The organism is Streptomyces sp. NPDC001219, from assembly GCF_053597915.1.
Map to the genome: position 1 here is coordinate 1 of NZ_JBSFJF010000008.1, position 26,274 is coordinate 26,274.

Annotated in this window: 21 protein-coding genes; 11 read left to right on the forward strand and 10 right to left on the reverse strand. The window is 69.7% G+C overall.

Annotated features, from left to right (window positions below):
* Positions 1 to 401: 401 nt before the first annotated feature.
* A complete protein-coding gene (locus ACWC9R_RS06915; protein WP_450729331.1) occupies positions 402 to 1,382 on the forward strand; it encodes an AraC family transcriptional regulator in 981 nt (326 codons plus the stop codon).
* A gap of 131 nt (positions 1,383 to 1,513) precedes the next feature.
* On the opposite strand, the gene ACWC9R_RS06920 is transcribed toward ACWC9R_RS06915, so the two are convergent.
* The gene (locus ACWC9R_RS06920; protein ID WP_450729332.1) at positions 1,514 to 1,996 is read right to left on the reverse strand and encodes a hypothetical protein; all 483 of its coding nucleotides are present in this window, start codon (positions 1,994 to 1,996) and stop codon (positions 1,514 to 1,516) included.
* 75 nt (positions 1,997 to 2,071) lie between these two features.
* The gene (locus ACWC9R_RS06925) at positions 2,072 to 2,974 is read right to left on the reverse strand and encodes a LysR family transcriptional regulator (RefSeq protein ID WP_450729333.1); all 903 of its coding nucleotides are present in this window, start codon (positions 2,972 to 2,974) and stop codon (positions 2,072 to 2,074) included.
* A gap of 110 nt (positions 2,975 to 3,084) precedes the next feature.
* Between ACWC9R_RS06925 and ACWC9R_RS06930 the strand changes: the two genes are divergently transcribed.
* Entirely contained in the window at positions 3,085 to 4,290 is a 1,206-nt protein-coding gene (locus ACWC9R_RS06930; protein ID WP_450729334.1) for an MFS transporter, read from the forward strand.
* A gap of 2,070 nt (positions 4,291 to 6,360) precedes the next feature.
* Here ACWC9R_RS06930 and ACWC9R_RS06935 read toward each other — a convergent pair.
* Together ACWC9R_RS06935 and ACWC9R_RS06940 are read right to left on the reverse strand one after the other, a co-directional pair.
* A complete protein-coding gene (locus ACWC9R_RS06935; protein ID WP_450729335.1) occupies positions 6,361 to 7,548 on the reverse strand; it encodes a M20 family metallopeptidase in 1,188 nt (395 codons plus the stop codon).
* 41 nt (positions 7,549 to 7,589) lie between these two features.
* Complete coding sequence (locus tag ACWC9R_RS06940; RefSeq protein WP_450729336.1) at positions 7,590 to 9,143, reverse strand: AbgT family transporter; 1,554 nt, start codon at positions 9,141 to 9,143, stop codon at positions 7,590 to 7,592.
* 115 nt (positions 9,144 to 9,258) lie between these two features.
* On the opposite strand from ACWC9R_RS06940, the gene ACWC9R_RS06945 reads away from it, so the two are divergent.
* Positions 9,259 to 10,284: an AsnC family transcriptional regulator gene (locus tag ACWC9R_RS06945; protein ID WP_450729337.1), complete on the forward strand. Its 1,026-nt coding sequence runs from the start codon at positions 9,259 to 9,261 to the stop codon at positions 10,282 to 10,284.
* Between the two features lie 8 nt (positions 10,285 to 10,292).
* Here ACWC9R_RS06945 and ACWC9R_RS06950 read toward each other — a convergent pair whose 3' ends face one another.
* The 5 genes from ACWC9R_RS06950 to ACWC9R_RS06970 all read right to left on the reverse strand — a co-directional run bounded on the left by ACWC9R_RS06950 (position 10,293) and on the right by ACWC9R_RS06970 (position 14,796).
* Entirely contained in the window at positions 10,293 to 10,415 is a 123-nt protein-coding gene (locus ACWC9R_RS06950) for a hypothetical protein (RefSeq protein WP_450729338.1), read from the reverse strand.
* Between the two features lie 278 nt (positions 10,416 to 10,693).
* Positions 10,694 to 10,894, reverse strand: a complete 201-nt coding sequence (locus tag ACWC9R_RS06955) for a ferredoxin (protein WP_450729339.1) — start codon at positions 10,892 to 10,894, stop codon at positions 10,694 to 10,696.
* A gap of 46 nt (positions 10,895 to 10,940) precedes the next feature.
* On the reverse strand, positions 10,941 to 12,161 hold the full coding sequence (locus tag ACWC9R_RS06960; protein WP_450729340.1) for a cytochrome P450: 1,221 nt from the start codon (positions 12,159 to 12,161) through the stop codon (positions 10,941 to 10,943).
* A 151-nt stretch (positions 12,162 to 12,312) separates the two neighbouring features.
* The gene (locus ACWC9R_RS06965) at positions 12,313 to 13,518 is read right to left on the reverse strand and encodes an NAD(P)/FAD-dependent oxidoreductase (RefSeq protein ID WP_450729478.1); all 1,206 of its coding nucleotides are present in this window, start codon (positions 13,516 to 13,518) and stop codon (positions 12,313 to 12,315) included.
* Positions 13,519 to 14,211: 693 nt separating this feature from the next.
* Entirely contained in the window at positions 14,212 to 14,796 is a 585-nt protein-coding gene (locus ACWC9R_RS06970) for a TetR-like C-terminal domain-containing protein (protein WP_450729341.1), read from the reverse strand.
* A gap of 163 nt (positions 14,797 to 14,959) precedes the next feature.
* Here ACWC9R_RS06970 and ACWC9R_RS06975 point away from each other — a divergent pair, with 163 nt between their 5' ends.
* Both ACWC9R_RS06975 and ACWC9R_RS06980 read left to right on the forward strand, forming a co-directional pair.
* Positions 14,960 to 15,772, forward strand: a complete 813-nt coding sequence (locus ACWC9R_RS06975; protein WP_450729342.1) for an SDR family oxidoreductase — start codon at positions 14,960 to 14,962, stop codon at positions 15,770 to 15,772.
* A gap of 419 nt (positions 15,773 to 16,191) precedes the next feature.
* Positions 16,192 to 16,605 (forward strand): endonuclease/exonuclease/phosphatase family protein, encoded by a 414-nt coding sequence (locus ACWC9R_RS06980; RefSeq protein ID WP_450729343.1) that lies wholly within the window; start codon positions 16,192 to 16,194, stop codon positions 16,603 to 16,605.
* On the opposite strand, the gene ACWC9R_RS06985 is transcribed toward ACWC9R_RS06980, so the two are convergent.
* The gene (locus ACWC9R_RS06985) at positions 16,502 to 17,161 is read right to left on the reverse strand and encodes a hypothetical protein (RefSeq protein WP_450729486.1); all 660 of its coding nucleotides are present in this window, start codon (positions 17,159 to 17,161) and stop codon (positions 16,502 to 16,504) included. The two genes, ACWC9R_RS06980 and ACWC9R_RS06985, sit on opposite strands and share 104 nt — an antisense overlap.
* Before the next feature lie 407 nt (positions 17,162 to 17,568).
* On the opposite strand from ACWC9R_RS06985, the gene ACWC9R_RS06990 reads away from it, so the two are divergent.
* The 6 genes from ACWC9R_RS06990 (at position 17,569) to ACWC9R_RS07015 (ending at position 26,266) form a co-directional block, all read left to right on the forward strand.
* Entirely contained in the window at positions 17,569 to 17,976 is a 408-nt protein-coding gene (locus tag ACWC9R_RS06990) for a RidA family protein (RefSeq protein WP_129246489.1), read from the forward strand.
* A gap of 579 nt (positions 17,977 to 18,555) precedes the next feature.
* Positions 18,556 to 20,268 carry a sensor histidine kinase gene (locus ACWC9R_RS06995; protein WP_450729344.1) on the forward strand — a complete coding sequence of 571 codons (1,713 nt, stop codon included), beginning with the start codon at positions 18,556 to 18,558 and terminating at the stop codon, positions 20,266 to 20,268.
* Complete coding sequence (locus ACWC9R_RS07000) at positions 20,261 to 20,959, forward strand: response regulator (RefSeq protein ID WP_450729345.1); 699 nt, start codon at positions 20,261 to 20,263, stop codon at positions 20,957 to 20,959. Before ACWC9R_RS06995 ends, ACWC9R_RS07000 begins: the two co-directional genes overlap by 8 nt.
* A 184-nt stretch (positions 20,960 to 21,143) precedes the next feature.
* Positions 21,144 to 21,923, forward strand: coding sequence for an ABC transporter ATP-binding protein (locus tag ACWC9R_RS07005; RefSeq protein WP_450729346.1), 780 nt, complete (start codon positions 21,144 to 21,146; stop codon positions 21,921 to 21,923).
* A gap of 76 nt (positions 21,924 to 21,999) precedes the next feature.
* On the forward strand, positions 22,000 to 24,564 hold the full coding sequence (locus ACWC9R_RS07010; protein WP_450729347.1) for an ABC transporter permease: 2,565 nt from the start codon (positions 22,000 to 22,002) through the stop codon (positions 24,562 to 24,564).
* A gap of 613 nt (positions 24,565 to 25,177) precedes the next feature.
* Positions 25,178 to 26,266, forward strand: a complete 1,089-nt coding sequence (locus ACWC9R_RS07015) for a serine hydrolase domain-containing protein (RefSeq protein ID WP_450729348.1) — start codon at positions 25,178 to 25,180, stop codon at positions 26,264 to 26,266.
* Positions 26,267 to 26,274 lie beyond the last annotated feature (8 nt).

A 26,274-nucleotide genomic window follows, 5' to 3' on the forward strand; every position in this document is an offset into this window, starting at 1 on the left:
GGGGGGGGGGGGCGGGGGCCCCCCCGCGGGAGGCCGGGTCACCCGTAGGTCCGGGGGAGGGGCCCCGGGTGACCCGGCCGGCTAAAGGGGCCCGGCCGAATCGGCGGGCCGGGGTGGCAGAGGCAAGGGTGCCGCGACGTGCGGAAAAACAGCCTTGGCCGCCCCTGCCGTGCCGGTCGCGCGTAAGACGCGCAGCGCACATGCGACGGGCCGTCCGCTGGGCGTGACGCCGCCAATGACGGGCGCAGTCCGGCCCGGCACTCCCTGCATTGTTGATGATTCCCAGGATTCTCTCGGGGCCGCGGCGGTCAGGGGTCAATCCTGGTATGGCAAGATCACCTGCGCTATCCGGATCACGCGGATTGCTGTCCCGATTGCGCATCTCGGCGGTGGAGGTTTACGTGCCCGCTGAAAAGTCCCCCCTCGCAAATCACCAGCGGTTCCATACAGCGGACATTTGGGAGGCGCGGGCCGAGGTCGGCCGCGCCTTCTGTCCGCATGAGCTGCGCATCACGCGGCGCTCGGCGACGCTCGACGCCCGGCTGCACGGAACACCCTTCGACCGGACAGGTCTCTATTACCTCGATTACGGAACGGAAGTCCGGATCACACCGGGAGATCTGGAGAGCTTCTTCCTTGTCCAAATCCCGCTCGCCGGTCATGCCGAAATCACCTGCGGCCGCGAGGAGATCATTTCCTCCCCGGAACTCGCTTCTGTCCCCTCTCCGACCGGAATGTTGGACATGCGCTGGGGTGACGGCAATCCGCAGCTGATCGTGTGGTTCGACCGATCGTCACTGGAATCGCACCTGGGCAGTTTGCTCGGCCGCACCGTGCGCCGCCCGATCCACTTCTCACTCGGTATGAACCTCACGACCCCGGGCTCCCGGTCCTGGCTCAACATCGTCGACCTCATGCGCCGGGAGGCGGAGGGGCCTGGTGGCATGACAAGCCAGCCCGTCGTGACACAACAACTTGAATCACTCCTCATGACCCAGCTGTTGATGGCCCAGCCCAACAACTACACCTCGGCGCTGCTCGGCGAGCAGCCGCGCGTCGCGCCGCCCGCGGTCCGCCGCGCCATGGAGGTCATCGAGGGACACGCCGCCGAGCCGCTCACGGTCGCGGAGATCGCGGAATACGTCGGCGTCGGCGTACGGGCCCTTCAGGAAGGCTTCCGCAGACACCTCGACACGACACCGCTCGCGTACCTGCGAGAGGTCCGCCTGGACCGCGTACGCAAGGAACTCCTGGCCTCCGACCCTGGTACCACGACCGTCACCGCCGTCGCCTCCCGCTGGGGTTTCCTGCACCCGGGCCGCTTCTCCCTCGCGTACCGCCAACAGTTCGGGGAGTCGCCTTCGGAGACGTTGCGGTCATAGGGGAAAGTCGGCAGGGGCGCCAGGCTGGGGCGGGGCAGCGGACCAGCTTCGGTGGTGCTCGCTGCGCCCCCCATCTCGACGAGGTCTTCCAGGCCCCGGGGCGCCGTGCAACCGGTCCAGGCCTTGGAAGATCACGCAATCGCAGCAGGTTTCATGAACTCCGGGAGCGGGGCGAACACCGGCTCCCTTTCGTGCCGGTGTGCACTCGCCGCCCTGGTGGTGGTCATGGCGTCAGGTCGAGAAATTCCCAGTGTGCTTGAGGCTGCGCGCCGCTGAGCCATTTTCTGACCCACGTCCTGCACGGTCCACGTCGCGTGGTTGAGTTCCGGCCTGAGCAGAGTGTCCTGCCCGGTACTCAGCAACTCGCCGCCATTCAGGGTGTCTTCGATATCGCGCCATACCTCCATCGCCCACGCCCGTCCCGAACGAAGCTTGGCTTCGGCGGTCGCGTACTCCGCGTGGAAGTGCGCGGTGTCGACGGCGGCATTACGTGTACCGGATTTCGTCGCGGCGACCAACTTGAATTCATCGAGCAGGCGCCGCCCGAGACCGAACGCCCAACCGGTGTGCGATGGCGGGCATGTTGACCAATCCGAGGCGATGGATCGCGCCACCGTTGGCCGGGCTCGTCATCGTGGCGAGATATGTGTGCGTCGCCGGGACAAGCACATCGGCAGAGGGCCTCGCGGTCAGGTCGCCGCCCCGGCGGCCTCGGTGACCGCCTGCGCGAAGGCCTCCGCCTGCGCGGAGGGCCGGGTGCGGTGGCGGATGAGGCCCAGTTCGGAGTCGGGCAGGCCCTGCACGGCGACGAAGGTGAGGGAGTCGTGACGTCCGTGGTAGTCGGCCGTGGACCGGCACAGCAGCATGGCGCCGCGGTTGGCCGCCGTCAGACTCAGTCCTTCCTGGAGCGTGTTGACGCTGGGACCGGCCGGTATGGGGAGGCCGCCCGGGGTCAGGCCGGGGGCCTGGGCCCGCCGCCAGTACTCGGGGGCGCCGCCGTCGATGCCGATGAGCCGGCAGTCGGCGAGTTCCTCGGCGGAGAGCGAGTCCCGGGCGGCGAAGGGGTGCCGCACGGACACGGCGAGGGTCTGCGGCTGCCGGGAGAAGACCGGACCGAGGACGAGGTCGTCCTCGGCCACCGGCAGCAGAACCACCGCGCAGTCCACCTCCTGGCGGCGCAGCGGCCCGAAGGGGTCGGAGAGCGGGATCTCGACGATGTCGATCGCGCAGTCGGGATACCGGTCCCCGAACCGTGTGATCGCCTGGCTGAGGTAGTCGTCGACGGTGCCCTGGAAGCCGATGCGCAGCTCCCCGCCCGTGCCCCGCGCAGCGGCCCTGGCCTCGTCGACAGTGGCACGCAGGGCGTCGTACGCGGGGCGCAGGCCCACGAGGAAGCTCTCGCCCAGCGGGGTCAGGCGCACTCGGCGGCTGGTGCGTTCGACGAGCGGGGCGCCGATGCGGCTCTCCAGGGAGCGCAGCAGCTGGCTGACCCGGCTCTGGGAGACGTACAGCCGCTCGCCCGCCCGTCCGAAGTGCAACTCCTGGGCGAGCACGAGGAATGTCTCCAGCTCGCGTATCTCCAGACCGCTCATGGTTTCCCTTCTGCACCGCCGCTCCGCGCCGGCCGATCGAGTAGTCACGCTTATCGAAGGATGAGGGATCGGCCGTTGTTCCCGCAGGTCGGGGCGGGTTGGCTGGCCGCATGGCACAGACTGAGGAAATTGCAGACACCACCGGGGTGCCGGAGCGCTCCGCGACCCGCGGCTGGCTGGGCGTCGCGGCGGTCGCGAGCGCGACGTTCACGGTGGTGACGTCCGAGATGCTTCCCGTGGGCCTGCTGACGCCCATCGGGGACGCGCTGAAGGTGACCGAGGGCACCGCCGGCCTGACCCTGACCCTCACCGGCCTGGTCGGTGCGGTGTCCGCGCCGCTGCTGACGCCGCTGTTGGGGCGGTTCGAGCGGCGGACGGTGCTCTGTGCGCTGATGGCGGTCCTGACGGTGGGTAACCTGCTCGCGGCCTGGACGCCGAACTTCGCGGTGATGGTGGCCGCCCGCGTACTGGTCGGCATCGGTATGGGCGGCGTCTGGGCGATCGCGGCGGGCCTGGCGGTACGTCTGGTGCCGCCGAAGTCGATCGGCTCCGCGACCTCGTTGATCTTCAGCGGTATCGCTGTGGCCTCGGTGCTCGGCGTCCCGGCGGGCACGTACATCGGCGAACTGGCCGACTGGCGACAGGCGTTCGTGACCGCGGGCGCGCTGGCGCTGGTGGTACTGGTCGCCCTGGCGGTCCTGCTGCCGCGGTTGCCCGCCCAGCAGGAGGTGCGGCTCAGCGGTGTGATGCGGCTGTTCGGCGAGGCGCGGGTGCGGACCGGACTGGCCGTGGTGGCGCTGCTGGTCACCGGCCACTTCGCCGCTTACACATATGTGCGCCCCGTGCTGGAGGAGGTCTCGGGCGCGAGCGCAGGGATGATCGGCACGCTGCTTCTCGTGTACGGAATCGCCGGCATGGCGGGCAACTTCGCGGCCGGCGCGGGCGCCGGCCGGTCCCCGCGCTCCACCCTGCTGGTGGTCAGTGCGGTACTGGCGGCCACGGTCGCACTGGTACCGGTGCTCGGCGGCTCCGTCCTGACCGCCGGTGTGCTGCTCGCCGTCTGGGGAATGTCCTACGGCGGCGTGTCGGTCAGCACCCAGACCTGGCTGCTGGCTTCGGCTCCCGAGGCGCGCGAGGCCGCCTCCTCGCTGTTCGTCGGCGTCTTCAACGGGGCGATCGCTCTGGGTGCACTGGCCGGTGGGCTGGCCGCGGACGGCGCGGGGGTCACCGCGGCGATGTGGCTGGGCGGCGGGCTCGCCGTCGCGGCCCTCGCGGTGACGGCGCTGGGCCGGGCCCCCTCGTCCGGGCACTTCTGAGACCGGGCGCCACCGAGAGACTGTCGGGTGGCTGATCGCAAAGCCTGGACGTGAGCAAGGTCGCTGATGTGAGGTTCACCAGCCCGGACCGGGTCCGCGAGGTGAGCCACAACGTCGACGCCGACGACTTCGAGGCGCTCTACCCCAAGTAGAGGGGGGACTTTGTGGCCGACCTGGCGGGCAAGCACCGTAGCTGAGTGGCCGGTTGACCCGGGTAGCGGCGTCGATGACGCCACCTCCACCCGGGTCTGCGGTGGTTCTCAGGCGGCTCCTTCGGCGCGCTCCCGTACACCGTTAACCCAAAGAGGAACTCCTGGCCGAAGTTCAGCAGCTAATCCAGGCGGTGTCAGATCTCGGAAGACTTCGGTGGGGCCATGGCTGCTGTGAGCGCTGACCGGGGCGCGGATCTGATGGCCGGGCAGGACAGTGGCGCTGTGACGGCGGTGCGGGTGTGGACGGCGACCGGCCAGTCGGCTGGTCTGCCGGAGCCCGGTCTTCCTGAGCACGGCGACCACCGTGCTCAGGAAGACGCTGTGCCTCGCGGGCTCGTGACTTCGAGCAGTTGAGGCTGGGCTGGAGCGACGCTGGAACTGGTGGCCGGCCAGCCCCGAGCGGCTCTCGGGTCAGTGCTGTTGGAACCAGAGTACGAGCCAGCCGATGATCGCTGTCCCCAGTGCTGTTGACGCGCCGCGGACGAGGCCGGTTGTTGCCTCGCCCGACAGCCTCCGCAGCGCCCTTCGCCGGGTGGAGACGACAGGTGCGGCGGGGGGCTTCGTTAATCCGTGATTGCTCGTAGGCTCAAAGACGGACACGACGACTCCTTCTCACAGGTGATCGTGCTTCGGATACAGAACGGCTCCCTGTTGCAGCAGGGAGCCGTTCTTCCATTATCTCGCACAGGCTGGCCGAATGGCAGGGAAACAGCACGACGGGATAGCCTCCATCAGGCTGCTGACCTGCGTGAATAACGTTCCGTTGGCTTGATGTCGCAGAGAGTGGCTTGCCGTGAGTGAGGTGAGCCGTCGATTTGACTGGGTCTTCTCGCGGCAACGTGAGTCATGGCGAGGTGTCCCTGGACTCTCTGGGGCAAAGAGCTTGATGTGCCGTCGATTTGGCTGAGTCTTCTCGTGACAGCGTGAGTCATGGCGAGATATCCCTGGATCTTCTGTGTCAAAGGAGAGGGGAGACCATGGGGCGGGTCCTGAGGATGCCGAGCGAGGAACGTTTGCCTCCGGGGCCGCGGAGGGAGTTCGTGGAGGCCCTCTTCACCTACTACCGGTCAGCCTCCAGGCCGTCCCTGCGGAAGATCGCGGAGCTGATCCCGCAGAAGTGCCCTGATGTGACCGGGAGCCCGGAGACCGTGCGTCGCACGCTCCTTGGACTGTCCACTCCCGCTAAGTGGGGCACGGTCGACTCGATCCTCACGGTCCTGTGCGACCTGGCGCAGATAGAACCCGACTGGCCAACAACAGCTGCTGACGACCCGCGGGGAGTCGGCCCGACTTCCTCACCCAGGAAGGAGATCGAGAGGCTGTGGCACAGAGCGCTCGACGCCGATCCCCGAGCCCCTTGGGGTGAATCTCTGGAGGCCGGGCAGCGGCCACGTCCGCAGTCCGACGATGCCCCGTCGGGCGAAGACCTGTGGAGCACTCATCCGGAACTTGTGCCTGGCTATCGCCATGGCAATGAGCCTCCGCTGTGGCGCGAGTCCCTGGCGGCCGAGCACCGGGCCCGTCTACAGCCTGACGATGCCCCCTGGGATGACGACAACGACCCGTGGGGTGACCGCGACTGCTGGGGCGACGCTGCCCCCTGGGATGCAGGAGGTCTGTGGGATAGAGAGGACCTGTCGGGTACTTATGACGACGAACCTCCGGTTTAGACGTCGCGTTTTTATGGAGTGATCGTTCGTTGAACCGTGCATGATGAATCTGGTCGAGCGGTTGGTGCCGGACGAGTTGTGGGTGCTGTTCCGGCGGCTCGTACCGCCGACGGACATGAGGAGCCCTCAAGGGGGCGGCCGACGCCGGGCCAGGTCCTTTCAGAGCGCCGGGTTCTTGTGGGCGAGGGTCATGCGCAGGCCCGCAGCGGTTCCGCCAGTCGTCCCAGCAGCCCCGCGACCAGGGAGGTCTGGGCGGGCACCGTGTCGGGGTAGATGAACTCGCCCCGGGCGTGGGCGTTGTCACCGACCGCGCCCATGCCGCACAGCACGGGCAGGCCGAGGGCGGCGACGAAGTTGGCGTCGCTGGCGCCACCAACGGCGGCGTCGGGCAAGTCGCCGCGACCCTGCTCGCGGGTGACCTCGCGGGCGAGGCCGAGGAGGCGGGCGGAGGAGGCGGTCAGGGTCATCGGCGGCCGGTTCCAGGCGTGGTCGATCTCGATGCGGACGCGGCGGTCGCTGACCCTGATGGCGTCCAGCGCATCGTCGACCCGGAGCTGTTCGGCCTCGCTGCTGACCCGGATGTCGATACTGGCGGTGGCCTGCCCGGCGACGACGTTGGTGCCGGAGCCGCCCTTGAAGAGCCCGGTGTTGATCGTGGTGCCCTTGCCGGGCGCGGCGACGGCCGCGGCGGCGACCACGAACTCGGCCAGGGCGGTGATCGCGCTCGCCCCGTCCTGAGGCGCGAGCCCGGCGTGTGCCTCGACGCCGGTGGCCGTTACCCGGAAGATCCCGCAGCCCTTGCGGGCGGTCTTGACCGCACCGTGGGCGGTCGGCTCCATCACCAGCGTGGCGTCGGCCTTCCGCGCGAACTCCTCGATCACCGGCCGCGAGGACAGCGAGCCGATCTCCTCGTCGCCGTTGAAGAGAAAGGTGACGGTGGGCACCGGTACTCCGCTCGCCCTGGCCAGCTTCAGGGCCCAAATGCCTTGGACCAGGCCGGCTTTCATGTCGAAGATGCCGGGCCCGCTGAGCTTCTCCCGGCCGTCGTCGGAACCCTCCGGCTGCTCCCATCCGGCGAGGGCGCCGGTCGGCCATACCGTGTCGTAGTGGCCGACCAGCGCGACGTGCCCGGCGCCGGTGCCGGTGTAGGTCAGAGTGAGGGTGTCGCCGCATTCGCCGCCGGGATGGCGCTGTGCATGGTCGGGTTGGCCGAGTCGGTGGACGGCGAGCGCGTGCAGGAGGTCCAGGCCCGCCGCGAGGCCGGGCAGGTCGTAGCTGCTGGTCTCGTGGCGGACGAGAGTCAGGATGTCGCTGACGATCTCCGGCGAGACGTCCTGGGCGCGGGCGGTGAGGGCGGTAGCGGGAAGTGCGGTCATGGTCTGCTTTCTCGTACGGGGCCGGGGCGCAGAGGGCGGGGTCAGCTGACCCCGAAGGGGAGGCCCAGCAGGTACCAGGCCACGAAGAACGCGATCCAGACGCCCCAGACGACGGCGGCGATCGGGATCGTGAGGGAGGCCAGGGTGCCGATCCCGGCGGACTTGCGGTATTGCTGGATGAATCCCAGGGCCATCACGAAGTACGGGCTCATCGGGGTGACGCAGTTGGTGACTGAGTCGGCGACGCGGTAGACGGCCTGGGTGGTCTCGGCCTCGATACCGATGAGCATCAGCATGGGCACCAGCACCGGGGCGGCCAGTGCCCACAGCGCGGAGCCGCTCGTGATGACGAGGTTCATGAACGTGATCAGCACAGCGAGGGCGACCAGCACGGTCCAGCCGTGCATGTGCAGGTCACGCAGCGTCTCCGCGCCCTTGACGGCGAGGATGTTGCCGATGTTCGTCCACTTGAAGTAGGCGAGGAACTGGGAGATCGCGAAGAACAGGACGAGGATCGGCGCCATCGACCGGGTGCCGTCGGCCATCGCGGCGATGATGTCGCGGGCGGCGGAGAAGGCCCCGGTCATCCGCCCGTAGACGGTGCCGAGCACGGCGAAGAACACACCCAGGACGAGCGCCATCCCGCCGACCAGCGGGGAGTCGACGATGCCGCCGCCCTCGCCGCGCAGTGGTGAGGACGAGGGGACCATGGCCACCACCAGGAACGCTATGAGACCGAGAGCGACCAGCCCGGTCATGCGCAGCGCGCGGCGCTGCTGCCCGGTGACCTCGATCGCCTCCAGTTCTTCGGCGTCCGGCGCGGCGACCGGCTCGTCGGGCTCCAGGTCCCGGCGGCGGGCGAGGACCTTGTCGACGACGAGGGTGATCACCAGGGCCACCAGGACCGACGAGCCGAGCCCGAAGAAGTAGTTGGCCAGCGGGGTGACGACATAGTTCGCGTCGATGGTGTGGGCGGCGGCGGTGGAGATCGAGGACAGCAGTACGTCGGTGGTGGTGAGCGACGGCGAGGCGTCGTAGCCGGCGGAGACCGATACGTAGGCGACGATGCAGCCGAGCACCGGGCTGCGGCCCGCCGCACGGAAGATCAGTGCGCCGAGCGGCATGAGGGTGACGTAGGCGGCGTCGCCGGCGACATGGCTGACCATGGCCGTCATCGACAGGGCGAAGGTGAGGTACTTGCCCGGCACCCGCGCGACCATGCGGCGCAGCAGGGTGGAGAACAGCCCGCTCCTCTCCGCGACGGCGATGCCGAACATCACGGTGAGGATGGTGGCCAGCGGCGGGAAGGTCGCGAAGTTGTCGACGGCTCCCTCGACGGCCATGGTGAGGCCGTCCTTGCTGAGCAGGTTCTGCACCTTGATGATCTCGTGCGTGCCAGGGTGCACGGCGCTGACGCCGACCGCCGCCAATACGGCGCTGAGGACGGCGACGACCCCAGCGAGTATCCAGAACAGCCAGAAGGGGTTGGGGAGTTTGTTACCTATCTTCTCTATCGCCGCGAAGCTCCGGAACGCGGTGCGCAGGATTCTCGACTGTGGCTCGGTGGCCTGAGGCTGAGCGGAGGTGGCACTCATCGGTACCCCTTCGTGCTTCCGAGGGATGTTCCTGCGAAGAGTGGCATCCAAGTGAGAGATTCTCTAGCCTCTGGATGTAACGGTAGGATTAACCGGCAGTTTAAAGTGGGGGACCATGACCCGCCCTCTCCTCGACGAGCTCGACCGGCGCCTCATCGGCGCGCTGCACGTGGCCCCCCGGGCCGCCTGGGACGACATCGGCGGGATTCTGGCCGCCGACGCCAGCACGCTCAAGCGCCGTTACGACCGGCTGCACCAGGCCCGGATGGTCCGTGCGATCGGGCATGCCTACTGGGGCATGCACTCCACGGCGATGCCGGTCCACGTTTTCCTGGACATCACCGGCGAAACCCCGCTCACCGTCCTCCACCGGCTCAGCGATCTGCCCCACCTCCAGCTCCTGGCACAGGTCTCCGGCGACGACCCCCTCTACGCCGTCATCCACGCCCCGTCCGAGGCCGCTACCAGCGAGGCGATCGACCGGCTGTACTCCGTCCCCGGCGTGCGCCGTGTGAACGCCCTACCGGCCCTCAGCACCCTGCGCCGGGGTATGACCTGGGACCCCCAGTTCCTCACTGACGCCGAACGCGCCGAGCTGCTGAAGCTCACCGGCGCCAGCCGAGAGGGCGCCGCGACGGCGACACCCCCCGCCAAGCCGCTCACGGAGGCCGAACGCGCCGTGGTCGCCCAGCTGATCCAGGACAGTCGCGCATCCGCCGCGAGCATCGCCCGAGCGGCCGGCCTGGCCACCTCCACCGCGCACCGCGTCGTCCGCCGGGTCCTGGACGAGGGATGGGTCAAACCGCGCCTGGAGATGGTGTCGGAATGGCTCGGCTTCCAGACCCCCTTCCTGCTCCGCCTGCGAGTGGCCCCAGGCGGAACGCCCGATGTCATGCGTCGCATCGACCAGCTCCCGCAGACCCGGCTCGCCGCCCACGTCGCCAGCGACATGTCCGTCCTCGTCATGGGCCTGGTCACCGACCGCGCCGCCCTGGCGCTCTTCATCGACCACGAGCTGGCCAAGATCCCCGGCATCCTCGCCGTCAGCGTCGCCATCATGCTCGCCGAACCACGCCGCTACTGGCTGGACCGGGACCTGACCTCCGGTCTCGGCGCATTCCACGCGCCGACGCTGCTCTAAGACGTCGTTCAGTCGGTGAGTTGGCGGTAGCCGATGGGGGCCGCGGTCATGCCGACGAAGGCAAGGAGGTGCTCGGCCTTGCGCTCGAAGTGACGGTGCAGGCGCCGGCACCTGGCCGTCGGCCAGGACACCGTCCTCTCGACAACGCCGCAGGTGGCCGTAGTCGTAGCCCTTGTCGGCGTGGGGCGTGGGGCGTGGGGCGTGGGGCGTGGCCGGGCGTCGGTGGTGCCGGCCGCGTTGGGAACTCAACGAACGAGCACGCCATGAGCCCGGACCTGGTCGGGGAAGGCGAGCCGGGGCGCGCGGCCACGTCTGGCCCGCTTCCGGGGGGAGGGACCTCCGGGGAGCCCCGGTGCCGCGGAGCCGGTTGGGCTCCGCGGGCCGCGCCACCGCTGCCGGGCGGCGAGGTTCAGGGTATGTCGTGCACCTGGATGGCGGCGGCCGGGCAGACGGCGGCCGCTTCACGGGTGAGGTCGTGCTGCTCGTGCGGGGGTTCCGGCTCCAGGAGGACGACGATTCCGTCCTCGTCGCGTTGGTCGAAGACCTCGGGGGCGATCAGGACGCACTGTCCGGCGCCGCAGCACTTCTCCTCGTCAACGGTGATCTTCATATGGGGGTCTCCTTCTGTCGGGGGGCGTACGTGTGCTGTCGTGCCGTCACCAGCGGACGGGGACCTCGCTGAGACCGCCGACCAGCAGTCCTTCCAGGCGTTCGAGGTCGGTGGCGGGGACGTCCAGTTCGAGGGAGGGGAGTCTGCGCAGCAGGACTTCGAGGGTCACCTGGAGTTCGGTGCGGGCCAGTGCCTGGCCCAGGCAGGAGTGGGGTCCCGCGCCGAAGGCCAGGTGGGGGTTGGGAGTGCGGGCCAGGTCCATCTCGGCGGCGTTCTCGAAGGCGGTCTCGTCCCGGTTCGCCGCGGCCATGGCGCACACCACCGTGGTCCCGTTGGGGAGGACCTCGCCCCCGATCTCGACATCCTCGGTGAGGTAACGCCTCAGGCCGAACCCACCGTTGGCGTCGAAGCGCAGCGCCTCCTCGACGGTGCTGCGTACCAACGAGGGGTTCTCCAGCAGCCGTTCCCACCGGGTGCGGTCGGCCAGCAGCATGGCGACCATCTTGCCGATCATGTTGGCCGTCGTCTCGTGCCCGGCCACCAGCAGAGAGATGCCGGTGCCCAGCAGCTCGGCGTCCGTCAGCGCCTCACCATCGCGGCTGCTCTCCTCGATCAGGGTGCTGAGCAGGTCGTCGGTGGGCTCGGCGCGTTTGGCGGCGATGTGGCCGGCCATGTAGGCCACGAGTTCGCCGACCGCCGTCTGCCGCTCCTGTGCGGAGTACCGGGTGAGGTTGAGGAAGTTGTCGGACCAGTAGGAGAAGCGGTCCCGGTCCTCGGCGGGCACGCCGAGCATGCCGCAGATCACGTAGACCGGCAGCGGGAAGGCGAAGAGCGCCTTGAGATCGCCGGAGTTGCCGCGCCCGGTCATCTCGTCGAGGAGCTGGTCCGCGATCGCGGCCATCTGGGGCCGCAGGGCGGCCATGCGCTTGGCGGTGAACCACTTGCCCACCAGCCGGCGCCACCGCTGGTGGTCCTCTCCGTGCCTCGGCACGGAGAAGAGGGACTCCGAGGTGTCCGCTGCGGCCGACGTCGTCGCTGCCTCCTGTGGATTTCCGGTTCCACGGACGAGGTCCTGCCGGGTGAAGCGGGGGTCCGCCAGCATCTCCCTGACGTCGTCGTAGCGGGTCAGCAGCTTGGCCTGGCTGCCGTCGGGCACGGTGATGGTGGCCACCGGGCACGTGCCGCGCAGCTCGGCCCACTCGGCGGCAGGCTCCAGCGCGGTCTCGTAGGCGAGCGGGTACTTCAGTGTCTGCTCGTTCGGGCTCATGTGCTTCTCCATTCACGGGAATTGACGGGAATCGACGGGAGCGGGGTGTGGGTGCCGCCTACGGGCGCTGACCTTGCACCCGCTTCACACGTCTGTCTGTGCGGCTGTGGAGGGCTGCCGGGCCTGGTGCGGCGGGTCATGGTGCGGCGGGTCATGATCCGGAGCGGACCGTGGTTGGCGGCTGTCCGTTCCGCGGAGCGACGAGGTGCTTCTGGCGCAGCAGCCGGGCCTGTTTGGGCATGTTCCAGCCCAGGACGCCGGTCACCTCGCCGTTCTCCCGGTACACAGCGACGAAGCGTCCCTGGGCCGGGTCGCCTTCGGCGATGTGGGTCTCGGCGGCCGGGGTGGGCAGACCGTGCACCTGGAGCTTGGCGTCGTACTGATCGGTCCAGAAGTAGGGCGTCGGAGTGTAGGGACGTTCGGCGCCGAGGAGGTTCGCCGCGACGACCTGGGCCTGCTCGGTCGCGTTGGTGCGATTCTCCAGGCGCAGCCGCCTGTCCAGCCCTTTGTGGTGCCAGGACGCCGCGTCTCCGACGGCGTAGACACCGGGGGCGGCACGGCAGTAGGCATCGCACTCCACGCCGTCGCCGAGCGCCAGCCCGCTGCCTTCCAGCCACTCGGTGGCCGGCCGCGCCCCGATCGCTACGACGACCGTGTCGGCGCGCAGCACCTCCCCCGAGGCCAGACCGACCCCGCCCACCCTGCCCCCGCTGCCGGCCAGGGCCTCGACAGCGACCCCGAGGCGCAGATCCGCCCCCCGCTCGGTGTGGAGACGCGTGAGGAAGCCCCCCACCCTGCCACCGACCTGACTGCCCAGCAGGACGGACCCGAAGCCCGCGAGCGTGACCTCCACGCCCATGCCACGGGCCGAGGCGGCGATCTCCGCACCCAGCACCCCCTCGCCCACCACCACCAGGCGGCGACCGGCCGCCAGGTCACTGCGCAGCGCCAGCGCGTCGTCGAGGGTGCGCAGCACATGCACTCCCGCGAGTTCCTCCTGGTCCGGCAATGTTCGGGGGCGCAGCCCGGTGGCGATGACCAGCGCATCGCCACGCACCACGCGACCCGTGGCGGTGGTCACCGCACGCTCTGCCGCGTCGCACATGACAGCCGACTCAGCGCGAATGAACTCCGCCTCCAGCGAGGCGAGATGCTCCTGCGAGCGCAACTGAGTCCGCGACGGTTCCCAGGCGCCGGTCAGCACCTGCTTCGACAACGGCGGGCGGTCATAGGGGAGATGACGTTCGGCGTCCAGGAGGGTCAGCCGTCCCTCGTAGCCCTGACGGCGCAGCGCCTCCGCTGTCGCCAGGCCGGCCGACGAGCCACCGACGATCACCACCTTGCCGGGGCGGGTCACCACGCCGCGCCCGCCAGGTCCACGGAGCCCCGAGGGGAAGCCGCTCCGGGAAACGGGCCTCGGTCAGTTCGGTTCCACATGTGAACGACTGCCTTCCTCACTTCATTCGACAGGGATCTGCGCGGCACGGTCGGCGTGCGACGGGACGGGGTCTCACGGGCCTGGGCGGAAGCCCGGTGCCGCAACCTCGATCCATTCCCGACACCTGTAGGTTAACCGACAGCTGTCGTATTGCAAGGGGCTGTGGACAGTGGGGCTGTGTCAGCGAGGGGTGGATTGTGCACGCGGATGCGCCGGGTCCGGCGGCTCGGGATCTGGAGTGCGCGGCGGCAGGGGGGGGGACTTGGGGGCACAGCGAATGCGGGACCCCAAGCCCCTCTGTGCAGACTGATGGGTGAAAGTGCACATCAGGCGAAAGCGCACATCAGGGGAAGGGCGCCGCGCCGACCGGGTGGGCGCCGGGCCGGTGGGGGCCGCCGCGGGAGGGGCGGAGAACTGATCGCAGTGCGCGAGGCCGGCGGGGTTACGGAATGAGCGCACGCACACCGTTCGCGCGCAACGAGGGGCGCAAGCGGGGGTTGCGTAAGGCGGGTCAGGGAGGGGTGGCGCCGGGCGGGAGCGGTGTCATCGCCTCACGGGTGCAGCTCGCTCCGGCGCCGGGTTCTCGGCCGGCGGCCCTGCGGGCGGGGTCGCTCAGGCCGGCCGGGCGAGCGACGAGGCGACCAACTGCGGCCAGATCGCGGTGGCGAAGCGTTCCGGCGTCCCGGGGCAGCCGCGGTGGAGCCAGTCTGCGATGGCGCCGAGAAGGGCTCCGGAGACAAAGGCGGCCGCGGAGTCGTCCGTACCGCCCTCGGGGTCGGTGAGCCGGGCGGAAAGTCTCGGCCGGATGGATTCCGTCATGCGCTGCAGGAGGTGGTTGATCACCCGGGCGCTGCCATCTGCGCCGAGGAGGGCCTCATAGAGCGCGCGATGTTCGGCGACATGGGCGAACACCGCTGTGAGGGAGGGGTGCACGCCCTCCGTCGGGGACTCCCCGGTCACCGAGAGCGCCGAGGTGGCGGAGAGCAGCTGGTCGAACATCTCCGTGCAGGCCGAGGCGGCCAGGTCATGCACGTCTGTGTAGTGCTCGTAGAAAGTCGAGCGGTGCACGTCGGCGCGGCCGGTCACGTCGGAGACCGCGATCTGGCTGAGGTCGCGGTCGCCGATCAATTCCAGCAGTGCGCCCTCCATCGCGGTACGGGAGCGGCGGGAGCGGCGGTCACTCTGCTGAACGGGCACGGAGTCATTGTAGTGTCACCCACACCTGTGGGATACCCGACAAGTGTCGGATTCATGCGAGACTTCGCCGGAACGGCATCTCCGGCGGTTCACGAAACCCGCCGTAGCCCCGCACGCCCCCAAGCCCCCGGCAGTTCTGCCGGCCATCGAGAAGGTGGAAGACATGAGCCAGTCAGTAGTCGTCGTCATCGGTGTCGGCGGGATGGGAGAGTCCATCGCCCGCCGTCTGGGTCCCGGAGCCCGGCTCCTGATCGCTGACTTCAACGCCGAGGCCCTGGAAGCCGTCCGTGCGCAGTTGGAGAAGGACGGGTACGCCGTAACGGCCGCCTCGGTCGATGTCTCGTCCCGGGAATCCGTCTGCGCGCTGGCTCGCCGGGCCGCCGACCTCGGTCCGGTGCGGACCGTGGTCCACACGGCCGGACTCTCGCCCGCGCAAGCGTCCGTCGCCGCCATACTCGCCGTCGACCTGTTGGGAGTCGCACTCGTGCTGGAGGAATTCGGCCAGGTCGTCGCCCCAGGCGGTTCCGGCGTGGTCATCGCCAGCATGGCCGGCCACCGGAACTCCGGGCTCTCCGGCGAAGAAGCCGTGCAACTGGCCACGACGCCAGCCGACGAACTGCTCTCCCTCCCTGTCGCGTCCGAGGAACGATTCTCCGACCCAGGGGCGGCCTATACCTTCTCCAAGGCAGCCAACCTGTTGCGGGTGAGGGCCGCGAGCTCCACCTGGGGCGCACGGAACGCCCGGATCAACTCCGTGAGTCCCGGAGCGATCGCCACCCCCATGGGGCAGGCGGAACTCGCCGGCGAACACGGGGACCAGATGCGGAGGATGATTGCCGCCTCCAACGCCAAGCGAGCCGGGACAGCGGCCGACATCACCGAGGCCGTCGCTTTCCTCGTCGGCTCGTCAGCAAGCTTCATCTCCGGCACCGACCTGCTCGTGGACGGCGGCGTCACGGCACTGGCCGTCGGCTGACAAGATCGCTGCCCAGGTCTTCAGCGATGTCTACGACCGCTACATCGCCGGCGAGGTGGAAGAGCCCCCGTCCCCACGCATAGCGGTCCAGGTGGCCGCGCTGCTTGAGCGGTGGTGTGACCTCACAGAGGACGAGGAGGACACCTCGACTGGTCGACCGGTCCGTTGATCAGCGAGACCAGTGGTGGCGCACGGCCGAGGAGGCATCGGCGTACGCGGCAGCCGTGGCAGGGGCCATGGGCTTGGTCTGCTTCGACGTGCAGCAGGACCGGCTCAGGCCGTGAACGGGGCCGCCAACCGGCGGTAGAGGCGGTCGAGATGAGGATTGCGGCTATGCCGACGAAGGCGAGGTGCCGTTCTTCACCACCCACCTCACGTAGGCCATCGATGCCTCTGCGGTGCGTTGCCAACAGGTCGGAGTGCTTGCCGAGTTCGAAACGGCGCATAGCTGTGGAACCGGCTTCCCGCCCGTTGTCATGGGCGACTTCAACGCATGGCCGGACCCCGATGAGGCACGGCAGTTCGGCAGTTACAAGACGGCACCTGCCGTCCCTGGCCAGGTCTTCCTCGACGTGTGGGAGTACGCAGACCCGGCGCAGCCGTCAGCGACCTGGAACGCGGCCAACCCGTACGTTGCGGCTGGACTCGAACTCTGTGTCCGCGTCGATTACATCCCACCGCGAGGCAGGTTCGGGCCGCACATTTCCGCACTTGTTCGTCACCCCGCGTCTAACATCCGGGCACTGTCTTGGCGTTCGCCACCTGAACCTGTAAAGGGGCATGAAATGTGTTGCTTCGCGTTCTGGCGTCGCCCAGGTCTGGGTGCTCCTTGAGCAAGGTCGGATAGCTGGCGGTCCGGTGCTTCCACCGCTTCCCGCGGCCATCGGAAAACCAGATCATGTCGACTCTCATTTCGGTGTCCGGCGTCCAGGAGCGGCCGAGTTCGTCCCGCACCATCTTGGCCGGGAAGGTGATCTTGGAGCACGGTCCGACGGTGGCGATCTGCAACACATAGGGCACACCCGGAGCTGAGGCTCCTTTGCGGTGCGGGCCAGGGATCGCGGTGATCACGACGTTTACGCTCGTCACAGGGTCCTTGGAACGGTTCGAGATGACCCCGGTACTCCCGCCGCCCTTCTCCCGATAGGACCAGGCGGAAACGAGATCCGCTTGCTTGCGGTCTTTTGCTTCGGCGTCCTCTCGGGACTGGTCCAGCTGATCCTCTGAGACTTGCGCAGAGTAGTAGGTGCTGATTCCAGTGAAGAGGAGTCCTCCGGCCGCGGTAATCATCGTGAAGGTCGTGGCGAGTTTGGCCCAGTCGGTATGGTGCCGCGGGGATTCCTGTGCGCCCTCCCGGCTTGCGCGGGCCGAGGCCTGTTCCCGCCTCATACACCTACGCGCGCGTCGGAGAAGTGCTCGCTGGTCTCCGCCACGACTCACTTGATCCCCCCGGCCCTACCGAGATGCTGCTGCTTGGAGGATACGTACCCATCGAACGGCGACAGCATCGGGAAATCTCACTGGACGCCGGTGCCTCGCCTCCGACGACGAACGGCTGGTTTCTCTCAGCGCCGCTTGCGGCAAGACAGGGCGGCCGCCCATCGCGCGGCGGGCCCGGCCTGCGGCCGTCCGGTGCGGGCGCCGAGTACTGCCTGGGCCGCGAACCAAAGTCCCACGATGCCGCGACCAGCGGCCGCCGAGGTGATGCGGCCGAGGTGTGGCGCGCGGTGGGTAGAGTGCTTCATGAGGCCGGTGTGGTGTTCCGGCCTGTTCCATGGCTACTGAGGAAGTGTGCTGTGCCGCGTACGACGTTTCAGCCCGAGGCCCTGTTCCCCAGCCGTCCTTGGGGGTTTTCCCAGGTTGCGGTTTCGCCGCCCGGGAAGATCGTCAACATCGCGGGGCAGGTCGCGTGGGACAGCAACCACGAGGTGACGGCGGTGGGGCGGGAGGCGCAGCTTCGCCAGGCGCTCCAGCATGTGTTCATCGCTCTCGAGGCGGTCGGCGGCAGCCCGGATGACATTCAGATCCTCCGGCTCTACCTTCCGAACTTCGAGTCCGGTCCCGAGGCGGATGTGATCGGCCGCGTCCTGGTCGATGTGTTCGGAACGGAGAACCCGCCCCCGTCCTCATGGATCGGGGTGCAGGGCCTGGCGCAGCCCGAGTACCTCGTCGAGGTCGAGGCCATGGCGGTCGTTCCGGAGTAGAAGCGGGAGGGAACGGCGGCACGACCTCGCACGGTTTCCGACGGCGCGGAGCGAGCCTGAGCGTGTATGCCGGGCTCCCGTGTCCGCACCCTGTGCTTGCCTGGCCGAGCACAGCGGCCCCGATCACCGGGGGAGACCGCCGCCGAGGGTGAGTCGCGCGTCGCTGGCGGCCTCCGCGAGAGCACGACCGCTGCGCTCCAGCCTTTCGATCCAGGCCCGCACGGGAATGAGGGCCCGTCCGTCAGGAGCGGCCCGGCCTCGATCAGAAGGAGGCGGCGCATGGTGCTCACCATGCCGCTGACGTGATCCGGGGTCACGTCGTCCGTCAGGGGGCGGCGTGCTTCTACCTGCCTCACAGGTCGCCCTGCCTCGGCCGGGTCCGGCACAAGCGGGCCGGACCGGCCGCCCTGATCGCTCCTGCTGCCCTCCGAGATCCTGCTGCGGCGCCGGGCCGCCTCTGGCCCGAACCTTGCCAGTACTCGTTCCTCTGCCTTTCGGCGGGGCCTCTGCCTTTGGGTAGAGGCGGGTCGTCCCCAAGGCGCAGGGTGTCCCCGAAGAATGACCCCGATAATCGGCGTTATGCCGTCCAGCGCTCCGCCTGCCACCGAGAACCGCCGTATCCGAAGCCCCCTCGCCGGGCCAGGGGAGAGCGGATGGCAGCTGTTGCGGGCGGCGGGTGAGGCGGTCCTGGCCGGGGCGCTGGTGCTGCTCGTCCACACGGTTGAGTCGAAGGTCGATGAGAGGCTGCAGGGCGGAGCGGTGGCCCTGGGGCTCGTCGGGATCGCGCTGGTGCTGGTGCGGCGCCGCTTCCCGGTGGTCAGCGTGCTCGGGCTGGCGGTGTTGATGGGTGTGATGCCCGCCGTGGCGCTGCTGACCGCGGTAGCCGCCTACACCGCGGCCCGCCAGTTGGAGACGCCGCGGCAGCGAGCCGGGCTGTTGCTCGGTGCGGCTGCCGTAACGGTGGCCACCTGCGTGGTGTCCGCGCCCGTACTGGAGATGGGCAGCAGGTCGTTCGGTCTCATGCTGAGTGCGGTGCTCGCCACCACCACGGTGGTCATTCCCGGGCTGGTGGGCACCGTCGCGGGGCAGCAGGATCGGCTGCTGCGGGCGTTGCGGGAGCGGGCGGCCGCTGCCGAGGAGGCGCGGCGGCTGACGGACAGCGAGTCGCGGATGCGCGAGCGGTCGCGGATCGCGGCGGAGATGCACGATCTGGTCGGGCATCGCCTGAGCCTGGTCTCCTTGCATGCGGGCGGGCTGGAGATGGCGCTGTCCAAGGAGGCGCCCGGACTGCGGGACGAGGCCGCCGTGGTGCGCCGCGCCACCCGCGACGCGATGCAGGAGCTGCGGGAGGCGCTGGGCGTCCTCGGCCCGCTGGGGCGGGACACCGGCACGGAGGCGCTGACCGATGCGACGGGCACCCGCGCGGACATCGAGGCGCTGGTCGAGGAGTCACGCGGCGGCGGTATCCCCGTCGCGTTCACCTGGGAGGGGCCCGATCTCGACGCCCGGCCGGCCCGGGTGCGGCGGGCGGTCCACCGGGTGGTGCGCGAGTCGCTCACCAACGTCCACCGGTACGCGGCCGGGGCCCATGTGACCGTCTCCGTCCGGCACGCCGACGAGCGGGTGGAGGTAGGGGTGCGCAACGGTGTGCCGCCATTGCCGCCCACCGCCACGACCGGGCTCGGCTCCGGGCGCGGGCTCACCGGGCTGCGGGAGCGGGTGACGCTGCTCGGCGGCGGCCTGGAGGCGCACCGGACGCCCGGTGGCGGCTTCGCCGTGGCGGCCGATATTCCCGCCGCCCCCGGGCCCGGCGCGGAGGCGGCGGACACGGCCCCGTACGAGAGCAGGCCGGCCGCCGTCGACGGGCCCGGCAGCGGGCTCCTGGCCCTCCAGCGGCGCCTGGCCGGCGCCGTCACCGGGCTACTCGGCCTGGCGGGGGTGGGCGGGATGATGCTCTTCGGGGTCGTGCTGGTGGCCTTTGCCCACGACGGTTCGGAGGACCGGAGCCCTGAGAAGCCCCGGGTGGGGATGGCCAGGGAGCGGGTGGAGCGTGCCGTGGCACCGGACGACCACGGGGCGCGCGCGGCTGCTGCCGGGCGCGAGCCGCCGCGGCCGGCTTCCGCCACCGACTGCCTGTATCCGTATCCGGGCGGGATTCCCGAGGGCGGGCGGCTGGAGATCGTCCGCTACTGCTTCCGGTCCGACATCTTGATTGCGATCGACCGCTTCACGGTCCCCATGGTGACCGAAAAGCCGACTGAACCACCCCGTGGGAGAAGGACGCATGACTGACCAGGCCAACTGCACTGACTCCGGGGCAGGTTCCGTGATCCGGGTGCTGCTCGCCGACGACGAGGAGATGATCCGGCACGGCGTCCGGCTGATCCTCCGGCACGCCGACGGCATCGAGGTGGTGGCCGAGGCGGCCAACGGTGCCGGGGCCGTCCGGCTCGCCGCCGAGCACCGGCCCGATGTGGTGCTCCTCGACATCCGTATGCCCGTACTCGACGGGCTCGCGGCCGTCGAACCGCTGGTCGCCCTCGACCCCGCGCCGACCGTGGTCATGCTCACCACCTTCGGCGACGACGAAAATGTCATCCGGGCCCTGCGGGCGGGCGCCACCGGCTTCCTGCTCAAGGACGAGGGGCCGCAGGAGCTGATCCGCGCGGTACGGGCGGCGGCCGCGGGGGACGCGGTCCTCTCGCCCGGCGTCACCGGGACCGTCGTCCGGCGGATGCTGAGCGGTGGCGGGGCCGGAGCCGTGGCCGCCGCCTCGGACGGCAGGGTGGCAGGGCTGACCGACCGGGAGCGGGAGGTGCTGGTCATGCTGGGGGAGGGGCTGTCGAACTCAGAGATCGGCGGGCGGCTCGGTATCGGTGTGGGGACGGTCAAGACCCATGTCCGGTCGATCCTGGGGAAGACGGGGTGCGGCAGCCGGGTGCAGGCGGCCTTGTTGGTGCATCAGGCCGGGCTCATGGGCTGAGTCCCGGGCCGGGGCGTCGGGTCTCTCTTCGGGGAGAGGGGCGGCGGTCCGTGAGGGTGACACGGCCGTGGCGGGTCTGCCCTTCGGCAGGCGGCGTATTCCCGACCCGAGGGCGACGTATGCGGGGGTGGGCCGCGGCCACGATGGTCGGGAGTTCCGCACCGCACCACCGCGAGGAGTACCCATGTCGCAGCCCGTCACCCCCAACCCCGGCCTCCGGGTCCCCTTGGACGTCGCTGCGCGCGCAGCGGAGCTGACCAAGGTCTATGGCAAGGGCGAGACCCGCGTCGTTGCCCTCGACTCGGTCTCCGTGGAGTTCGGCCGTGGCCAATTCACCGCGATCATGGGGCCGTCCGGCTCCGGCAAGTCGACACTGATGCACTGCATGGCGGGGCTCGACTCGATCTCCAGCGGGTCTGCTCGTATCGGTGACACCGAGTTGTCCGGCCTGGGCGACCGGCAACTCACCAGGCTTCGGCGGGAGAAGATCGGCTTCGTCTTCCAGGCGTTCAACCTGCTGCCCACGCTGGATGCCCTGGAGAACATCACGCTTCCGGTGGACATCGCCGGCCGCAAGCCCGACCAGGAGTGGCTGGAGCTGATCGTGGGGACCGTCGGCCTTTCCGAGCGGCTGCGACACCGTCCGTCGCAGCTGTCCGGCGGCCAGCAGCAGCGCGTCGCCGTGGCTCGCGCGCTGGCCGGACGGCCGGAGATCGTCTTCGCCGACGAGCCGACCGGCAACCTCGACTCCCGTTCCAGCGCGGAGATCCTGGGCTTTCTGCGGGAATCCGTACGCGAGCTGGGGCAGACGGTCGTGATGGTCACCCATGACCCGGTGGCCGCCTCGTACGCGGACCGGGTGGTCTTCCTTGCCGACGGGAGGCTCATCGACGATCTGTCCGCCCCCACCTCAGAGGGCGTGCTGGATCGCATGCGGCGCTTCGAACAGGTGCGGACGCGCTGACGAGGCCCCCCGCACCGCCTCCCTTCCCGCTGGCTTCCCTGTCCCCACGGCGTACCCCCAGGACTGACACACCACCATGCTGCGTACAGCTCTGCGCAACGTCCTTGCGCACAAAGCCCGACTGCTCATGACCGCGCTCGCGGTCCTCCTCGGCGTCGCCTTCGTCTCCGGCACCCTTGTCTTCGGCGACAGTGTCGCCGGCTCCTTCAACAACGCCGCCGCCAAGAGCCTCAAGGGCGTGGCCGCCTCCGTACAGGCCGATGGCGCCGCCGGGCCCGGCGGCTCGGAGGACAAGCCGATCACCGTCCTTGACGCCGCGCTGGCGCGGAAGATCAGCGCGGTGCCCGGAGTCGCCTCGGTGCGCCCCACCGTCAACGGCGAGGCCACCCTGGCCGCCAAGGACGGCCGCCCGGTCAACGCCGACAACAACTCGTGGAACCTGGCCATCAATTACCTGCCCGGCAAGGACGGCAAAGACAGCCGCTTCCCCCTGGCAGCAGGCTGCGGTCCCGCGGCCGAGGGCGAGCTGGTGCTGGACACCAGGACGGCTGAGAAGACCGGCTACCGGATCGGCGACACCGTCCGCTTCGCCACCGACGGGCCTGCCCTGACCAAGAAGCTGGTCGGTACCGTCTCCACCGACGACCCACGGGTCGCCGCCGGGGGCACCCTCACCCTCTTCGACACCCCGACCGCGCAGAAGCTGTTCCTCCACGCCGGTCAGTTCGACGAGATCACGGTCGCGGCCAAAGCCGGTACCGATGAGCGTGCGCTGACCGACCGGGTGCGAACGCTGCTTCCCGAGAAGGGCGCCAGGGTCGCCAGCGGTGCCGAACTGGCAGCCGACCAGTCCGCACAGATCACCGCGGACAACGGGTTCTTCGCGAAGATACTGACGATTTTCGCCGGCATCGCGCTGTTCGTCGGGGTGTTCCTGATCGCCAACACCTTCACCATGCTCATCGCCCAGCGCAGCCGCGAGATCGCGCTGATGCGGGCCGTCGGCGCCTCACGCCGCCAAGCCGTACGTTCCGTCCTCGCCGAGGCCGCCCTCCTCGGCCTCGGCGCCTCCGCCGCCGGATTCGCGCTCGGCATCGGCATCGCCGCCGCCATGCGCCCGCTGCTCAACGCGACCGGCGCCAACTTGCCCGACGGGCCGCTGGTCATCACGTCCTCGACCGTTGCCTCTGCGCTCGCGGTCGGCGTCCTCGTCACCGTACTGGCCGCCTGGCTGCCGTCCCGCAAGGCCGCGAAGATCGCCCCCGTCGAGGCGCTCAGCAGCGTCGACCAGGTGCCGCCCGCCCGCGCCCTGGTGATCCGCAATGTGCTCGGCACCCTGCTCACCGGGGCCGGGGTACTGGTGATGCTCCACGTCTCCACCCTCGAGACCAACTCCCAGTCCCACGTGCAGATCGCCATGCTCGGCTCCGGGCTGACCATGAGCGGCATGATCGTGCTGGCCCCGCTGCTCTCCCGGCCGCTGATCACCCTGGCCGGCAAGGTCATCACCCGCTGGTTCGGCGTCAGCGGCAAGCTGGCCAAGGAGAACGCGCTGCGCAACCCGCGCCGCACCGCCGCCACCGCGTCCGCCCTGATGATCGGGCTCACCCTGATCACCGCTCTGACCGTCGCCGGGCACTCCACCCAACAGGCCATGGACAAGCAGATCGCCCAGGGACTGACCGCCGACTACAAGATCTCCAACAGTTCCCACCGCGGCAGTCTCGAACCGGGTGCGGCCGACAAGGTCGCGAGGGTGCCCGGGGTAGCCGCGGCCGTCCCCGTCACCTCGACGCGATTCGGCACCAAGAGCGGGCCCGCCGTCATCACCGGCACCGACCCCGAGGCGTTCGGCAAGACCGCGGAGCTCGACTTCCGCGCCGGGTCCCTGCGTGACATCGGCCCCGGGAAGATCGCGGTCTCCGACGAGTTCGCCGAGAAGGCCGGCCTCGAACTCGGCGCCACCCTCGACGTCGGCACTGACACCGGCAAGACCGAGAAGAAGCTGACAGTCGTCGGCGTCTACGCCCAGACCCGCACCGCGCAGGATGCGCTGGGCACACTCGCCGACGTCTTCCCGCACTCCGGCACCAGGAAGCTCGACAAGGTACTGGTCAAGGCCGAGCCCGGCAAGGACGCGGGCCTGGAGCGGAAGATCCGTGCCGCGCTCGGTGACAGCCCCCTGCTGAAGGTCCAGAACCAGGAGCAACTCATCAAGACGGAAGGCGGGGCGATCACCACGGCACTCAACATGATGTACGGGCTGCTCGCCATGACCGTCGCCATCGCGGTGCTCGGCGTCGTCAACACCCTGGCCATGTCGGTCTTCGAGCGCACCCGCGAGATCGGCATGCTGCGGGCCATCGGCCTCGACCGCGCCGGAATCAAGCAAATGGTCCGGCTGGAGTCGACGGTGATCTCCCTGTTCGGGGCTGTACTCGGGATCGGCACGGGCATCTTCCTGGCCTGGGCCGGAGGCAGCCTGATGGCGTCGTCGATGACGACGTACGAGATGGCGCTGCCGTGGGGGAGGCTGGGGATCTTCCTGGCGCTGGCCCTGGCGATCGGCGTCCTGGCCGCGATCTGGCCGGCCCGTCGGGCAGCCCGCCTGAACATGCTGCGCTCAATCCAGTCAACCTGAACCATGCGGCGGCACCCCGCCGAACGAGGCCGCGTGGGGGTACGTGTCGCCAAGCGCGGAGCCCCGAGCCGGCCCTGAACAGCTCCCGAAGAGGCCATCTGAAGAGCGGCGCGAACGACCAGCGGCCGACGCCGAGAAGCTCCCGACAGGTCAAGGAGATCCAGGTGTCCACACCGTGCAGGCCCTGCGCATCGAGACTGACGGCAGCGCACACTGGTGACGGGCGCCCTCGCCACCGCCGGCCACCTCCTCGGCCGAGAACACACCGGCCCCAGGTCACTGACCTGGGGCCGGTGCCGTGGAACCCGTCGGACATGGCCTAGTACTGCGATGGTCTTTGACCTGACGGCGGCGGTGAGATGGTCGTTCCAGCAGACGGCCGGGCCCCCGGATGCCCGGACTCACGGCCAAGGTGCGGACGTCTTTGAGATTTCGGTGTTCTGCCCGCGGTACGGATGGCGACATGAGGCAACTACCCTCCAGAGTCGTCTGGTTGGATGGTGGAAACCGCGCAGTTTCGGCTCTCGCCAGCCGTCTGGCAATGAACGGAGACCTGGTGGACACAGAGGTGCCGCGAACTGAAGGAGATGGCTTCGCGAGGCCGCTGCCTGCGATGAGCGGTGCCGTGGGGGAGCGCCTGGAGGACGGCGTCGAACTCGGCGACCCCTGGGCGGGGGTGGACGCGGCCGGCCTGGAGCGCGCCGCCAGGGCGCAGTACGAGCGGCCCGTGCCTGGTGTGGAGGACATGGCGTCGTATCTGGCGGCTCAGGTGTCCGACGATTCCCACCGGGACGTGGTGGGTCCCCTGCTCGACGGTCAGGGGGCCGGCGGCGTCGTCCTGAGACGCGGCGTGGTCGTCGCTTCCTGGGGGGACCCGGCACGGGTGGAAATGGCGTTCAGCGCGACGAAGAGTGTCCTGTCGCTGGTGGCGGGTGTGGCGTTCGATGACGGGCGGCTTCGACTCGACGAGCCGGTCTGCCGGTTGGTCGACCTGCCGCAGTTCGCGGGCGGGCACGGACGCGGGATCACGTGGCGCCATCTCCTGGATCAGACCAGCCAGTGGGAGGGCGAGCTGTGGGGGAAGCCCACGGCGGTCGACGCCCAGAGCACACGGGAGGGCACGGAGTCGGCGGGAGGCCCTCCCGGAGAGGGCTGGGCGTACAACGACGTCCGGGTGAACCTGACCGCCCTGGCACTCACGGCGCTCTTGCGGCAGTCCTTGCCGGAGGTGCTGCGGAGCCGGATCATGGAGCCGATCGGGGCCTCGCCCTCGTGGTCCTGGCACGGCTATACCGATTCCGTGCTGGACATCGACGGCCACGCCGTACCCGTGGTGTCCGGGGGCGCACACTGGGGCGGCGGCCTGTGGATCAACGCCCTAGACCTGGCTCGGATCGGCCACCTCTGCCTGCGGGGCGGGAGATGGGGCGACCGGCAGGTGGTCTCCCGCCGATGGATCGACGAGATGTGGACGCCCTGCCCGGTCAAGCGGAACTACGGGCTGTCCTGGTGGCTGAACGACGACCGCACGGTCTGGCCCGAAGCCCCGGCGTCCGGGCGCTGCGCCCGGGGAAACGGCGGCAGCCATCTGCTGTGGATCGACCGTGCGCGAGACCTGGTGATCAGCTCGCGCTGGGGATCGGACGTCGAGTCGTTGCTGACAGAGGTGTCGAAGGCGGCGAAGCCGGACCAGCCCGCGTAGCGACCCTG

What these genes read in the sequence shown, in the direction of transcription:
- ACWC9R_RS06925 (WP_450729333.1), bottom strand. Translation starts at nt 2,974, where the DNA reads ATGAGCGGTCTGGAGATACGCGAGCTGGAGACATTCCTCGTGCTCGCC.
- ACWC9R_RS06930 (WP_450729334.1), top strand. Translation starts at nt 3,085, where the DNA reads ATGGCACAGACTGAGGAAATTGCAGACACCACCGGGGTGCCGGAGCGC.
- ACWC9R_RS06935 (WP_450729335.1), bottom strand. Translation starts at nt 7,548, where the DNA reads ATGACCGCACTTCCCGCTACCGCCCTCACCGCCCGCGCCCAGGACGTC.
- ACWC9R_RS06940 (WP_450729336.1), bottom strand. Translation starts at nt 9,143, where the DNA reads ATGAGTGCCACCTCCGCTCAGCCTCAGGCCACCGAGCCACAGTCGAGA.
- ACWC9R_RS06945 (WP_450729337.1), top strand. Translation starts at nt 9,259, where the DNA reads ATGACCCGCCCTCTCCTCGACGAGCTCGACCGGCGCCTCATCGGCGCG.
- ACWC9R_RS06955 (WP_450729339.1), bottom strand. Translation starts at nt 10,894, where the DNA reads ATGAAGATCACCGTTGACGAGGAGAAGTGCTGCGGCGCCGGACAGTGC.
- ACWC9R_RS06960 (WP_450729340.1), bottom strand. Translation starts at nt 12,161, where the DNA reads ATGAGCCCGAACGAGCAGACACTGAAGTACCCGCTCGCCTACGAGACC.
- ACWC9R_RS06975 (WP_450729342.1), top strand. Translation starts at nt 14,960, where the DNA reads ATGAGCCAGTCAGTAGTCGTCGTCATCGGTGTCGGCGGGATGGGAGAG.
- ACWC9R_RS06985 (WP_450729486.1), bottom strand. Translation starts at nt 17,161, where the DNA reads ATGAGGCGGGAACAGGCCTCGGCCCGCGCAAGCCGGGAGGGCGCACAG.
- ACWC9R_RS06995 (WP_450729344.1), top strand. Translation starts at nt 18,556, where the DNA reads ATGCCGTCCAGCGCTCCGCCTGCCACCGAGAACCGCCGTATCCGAAGC.
- ACWC9R_RS07000 (WP_450729345.1), top strand. Translation starts at nt 20,261, where the DNA reads ATGACTGACCAGGCCAACTGCACTGACTCCGGGGCAGGTTCCGTGATC.
- ACWC9R_RS07005 (WP_450729346.1), top strand. Translation starts at nt 21,144, where the DNA reads ATGTCGCAGCCCGTCACCCCCAACCCCGGCCTCCGGGTCCCCTTGGAC.
- ACWC9R_RS07010 (WP_450729347.1), top strand. Translation starts at nt 22,000, where the DNA reads ATGCTGCGTACAGCTCTGCGCAACGTCCTTGCGCACAAAGCCCGACTG.
- ACWC9R_RS07015 (WP_450729348.1), top strand. Translation starts at nt 25,178, where the DNA reads ATGAGCGGTGCCGTGGGGGAGCGCCTGGAGGACGGCGTCGAACTCGGC.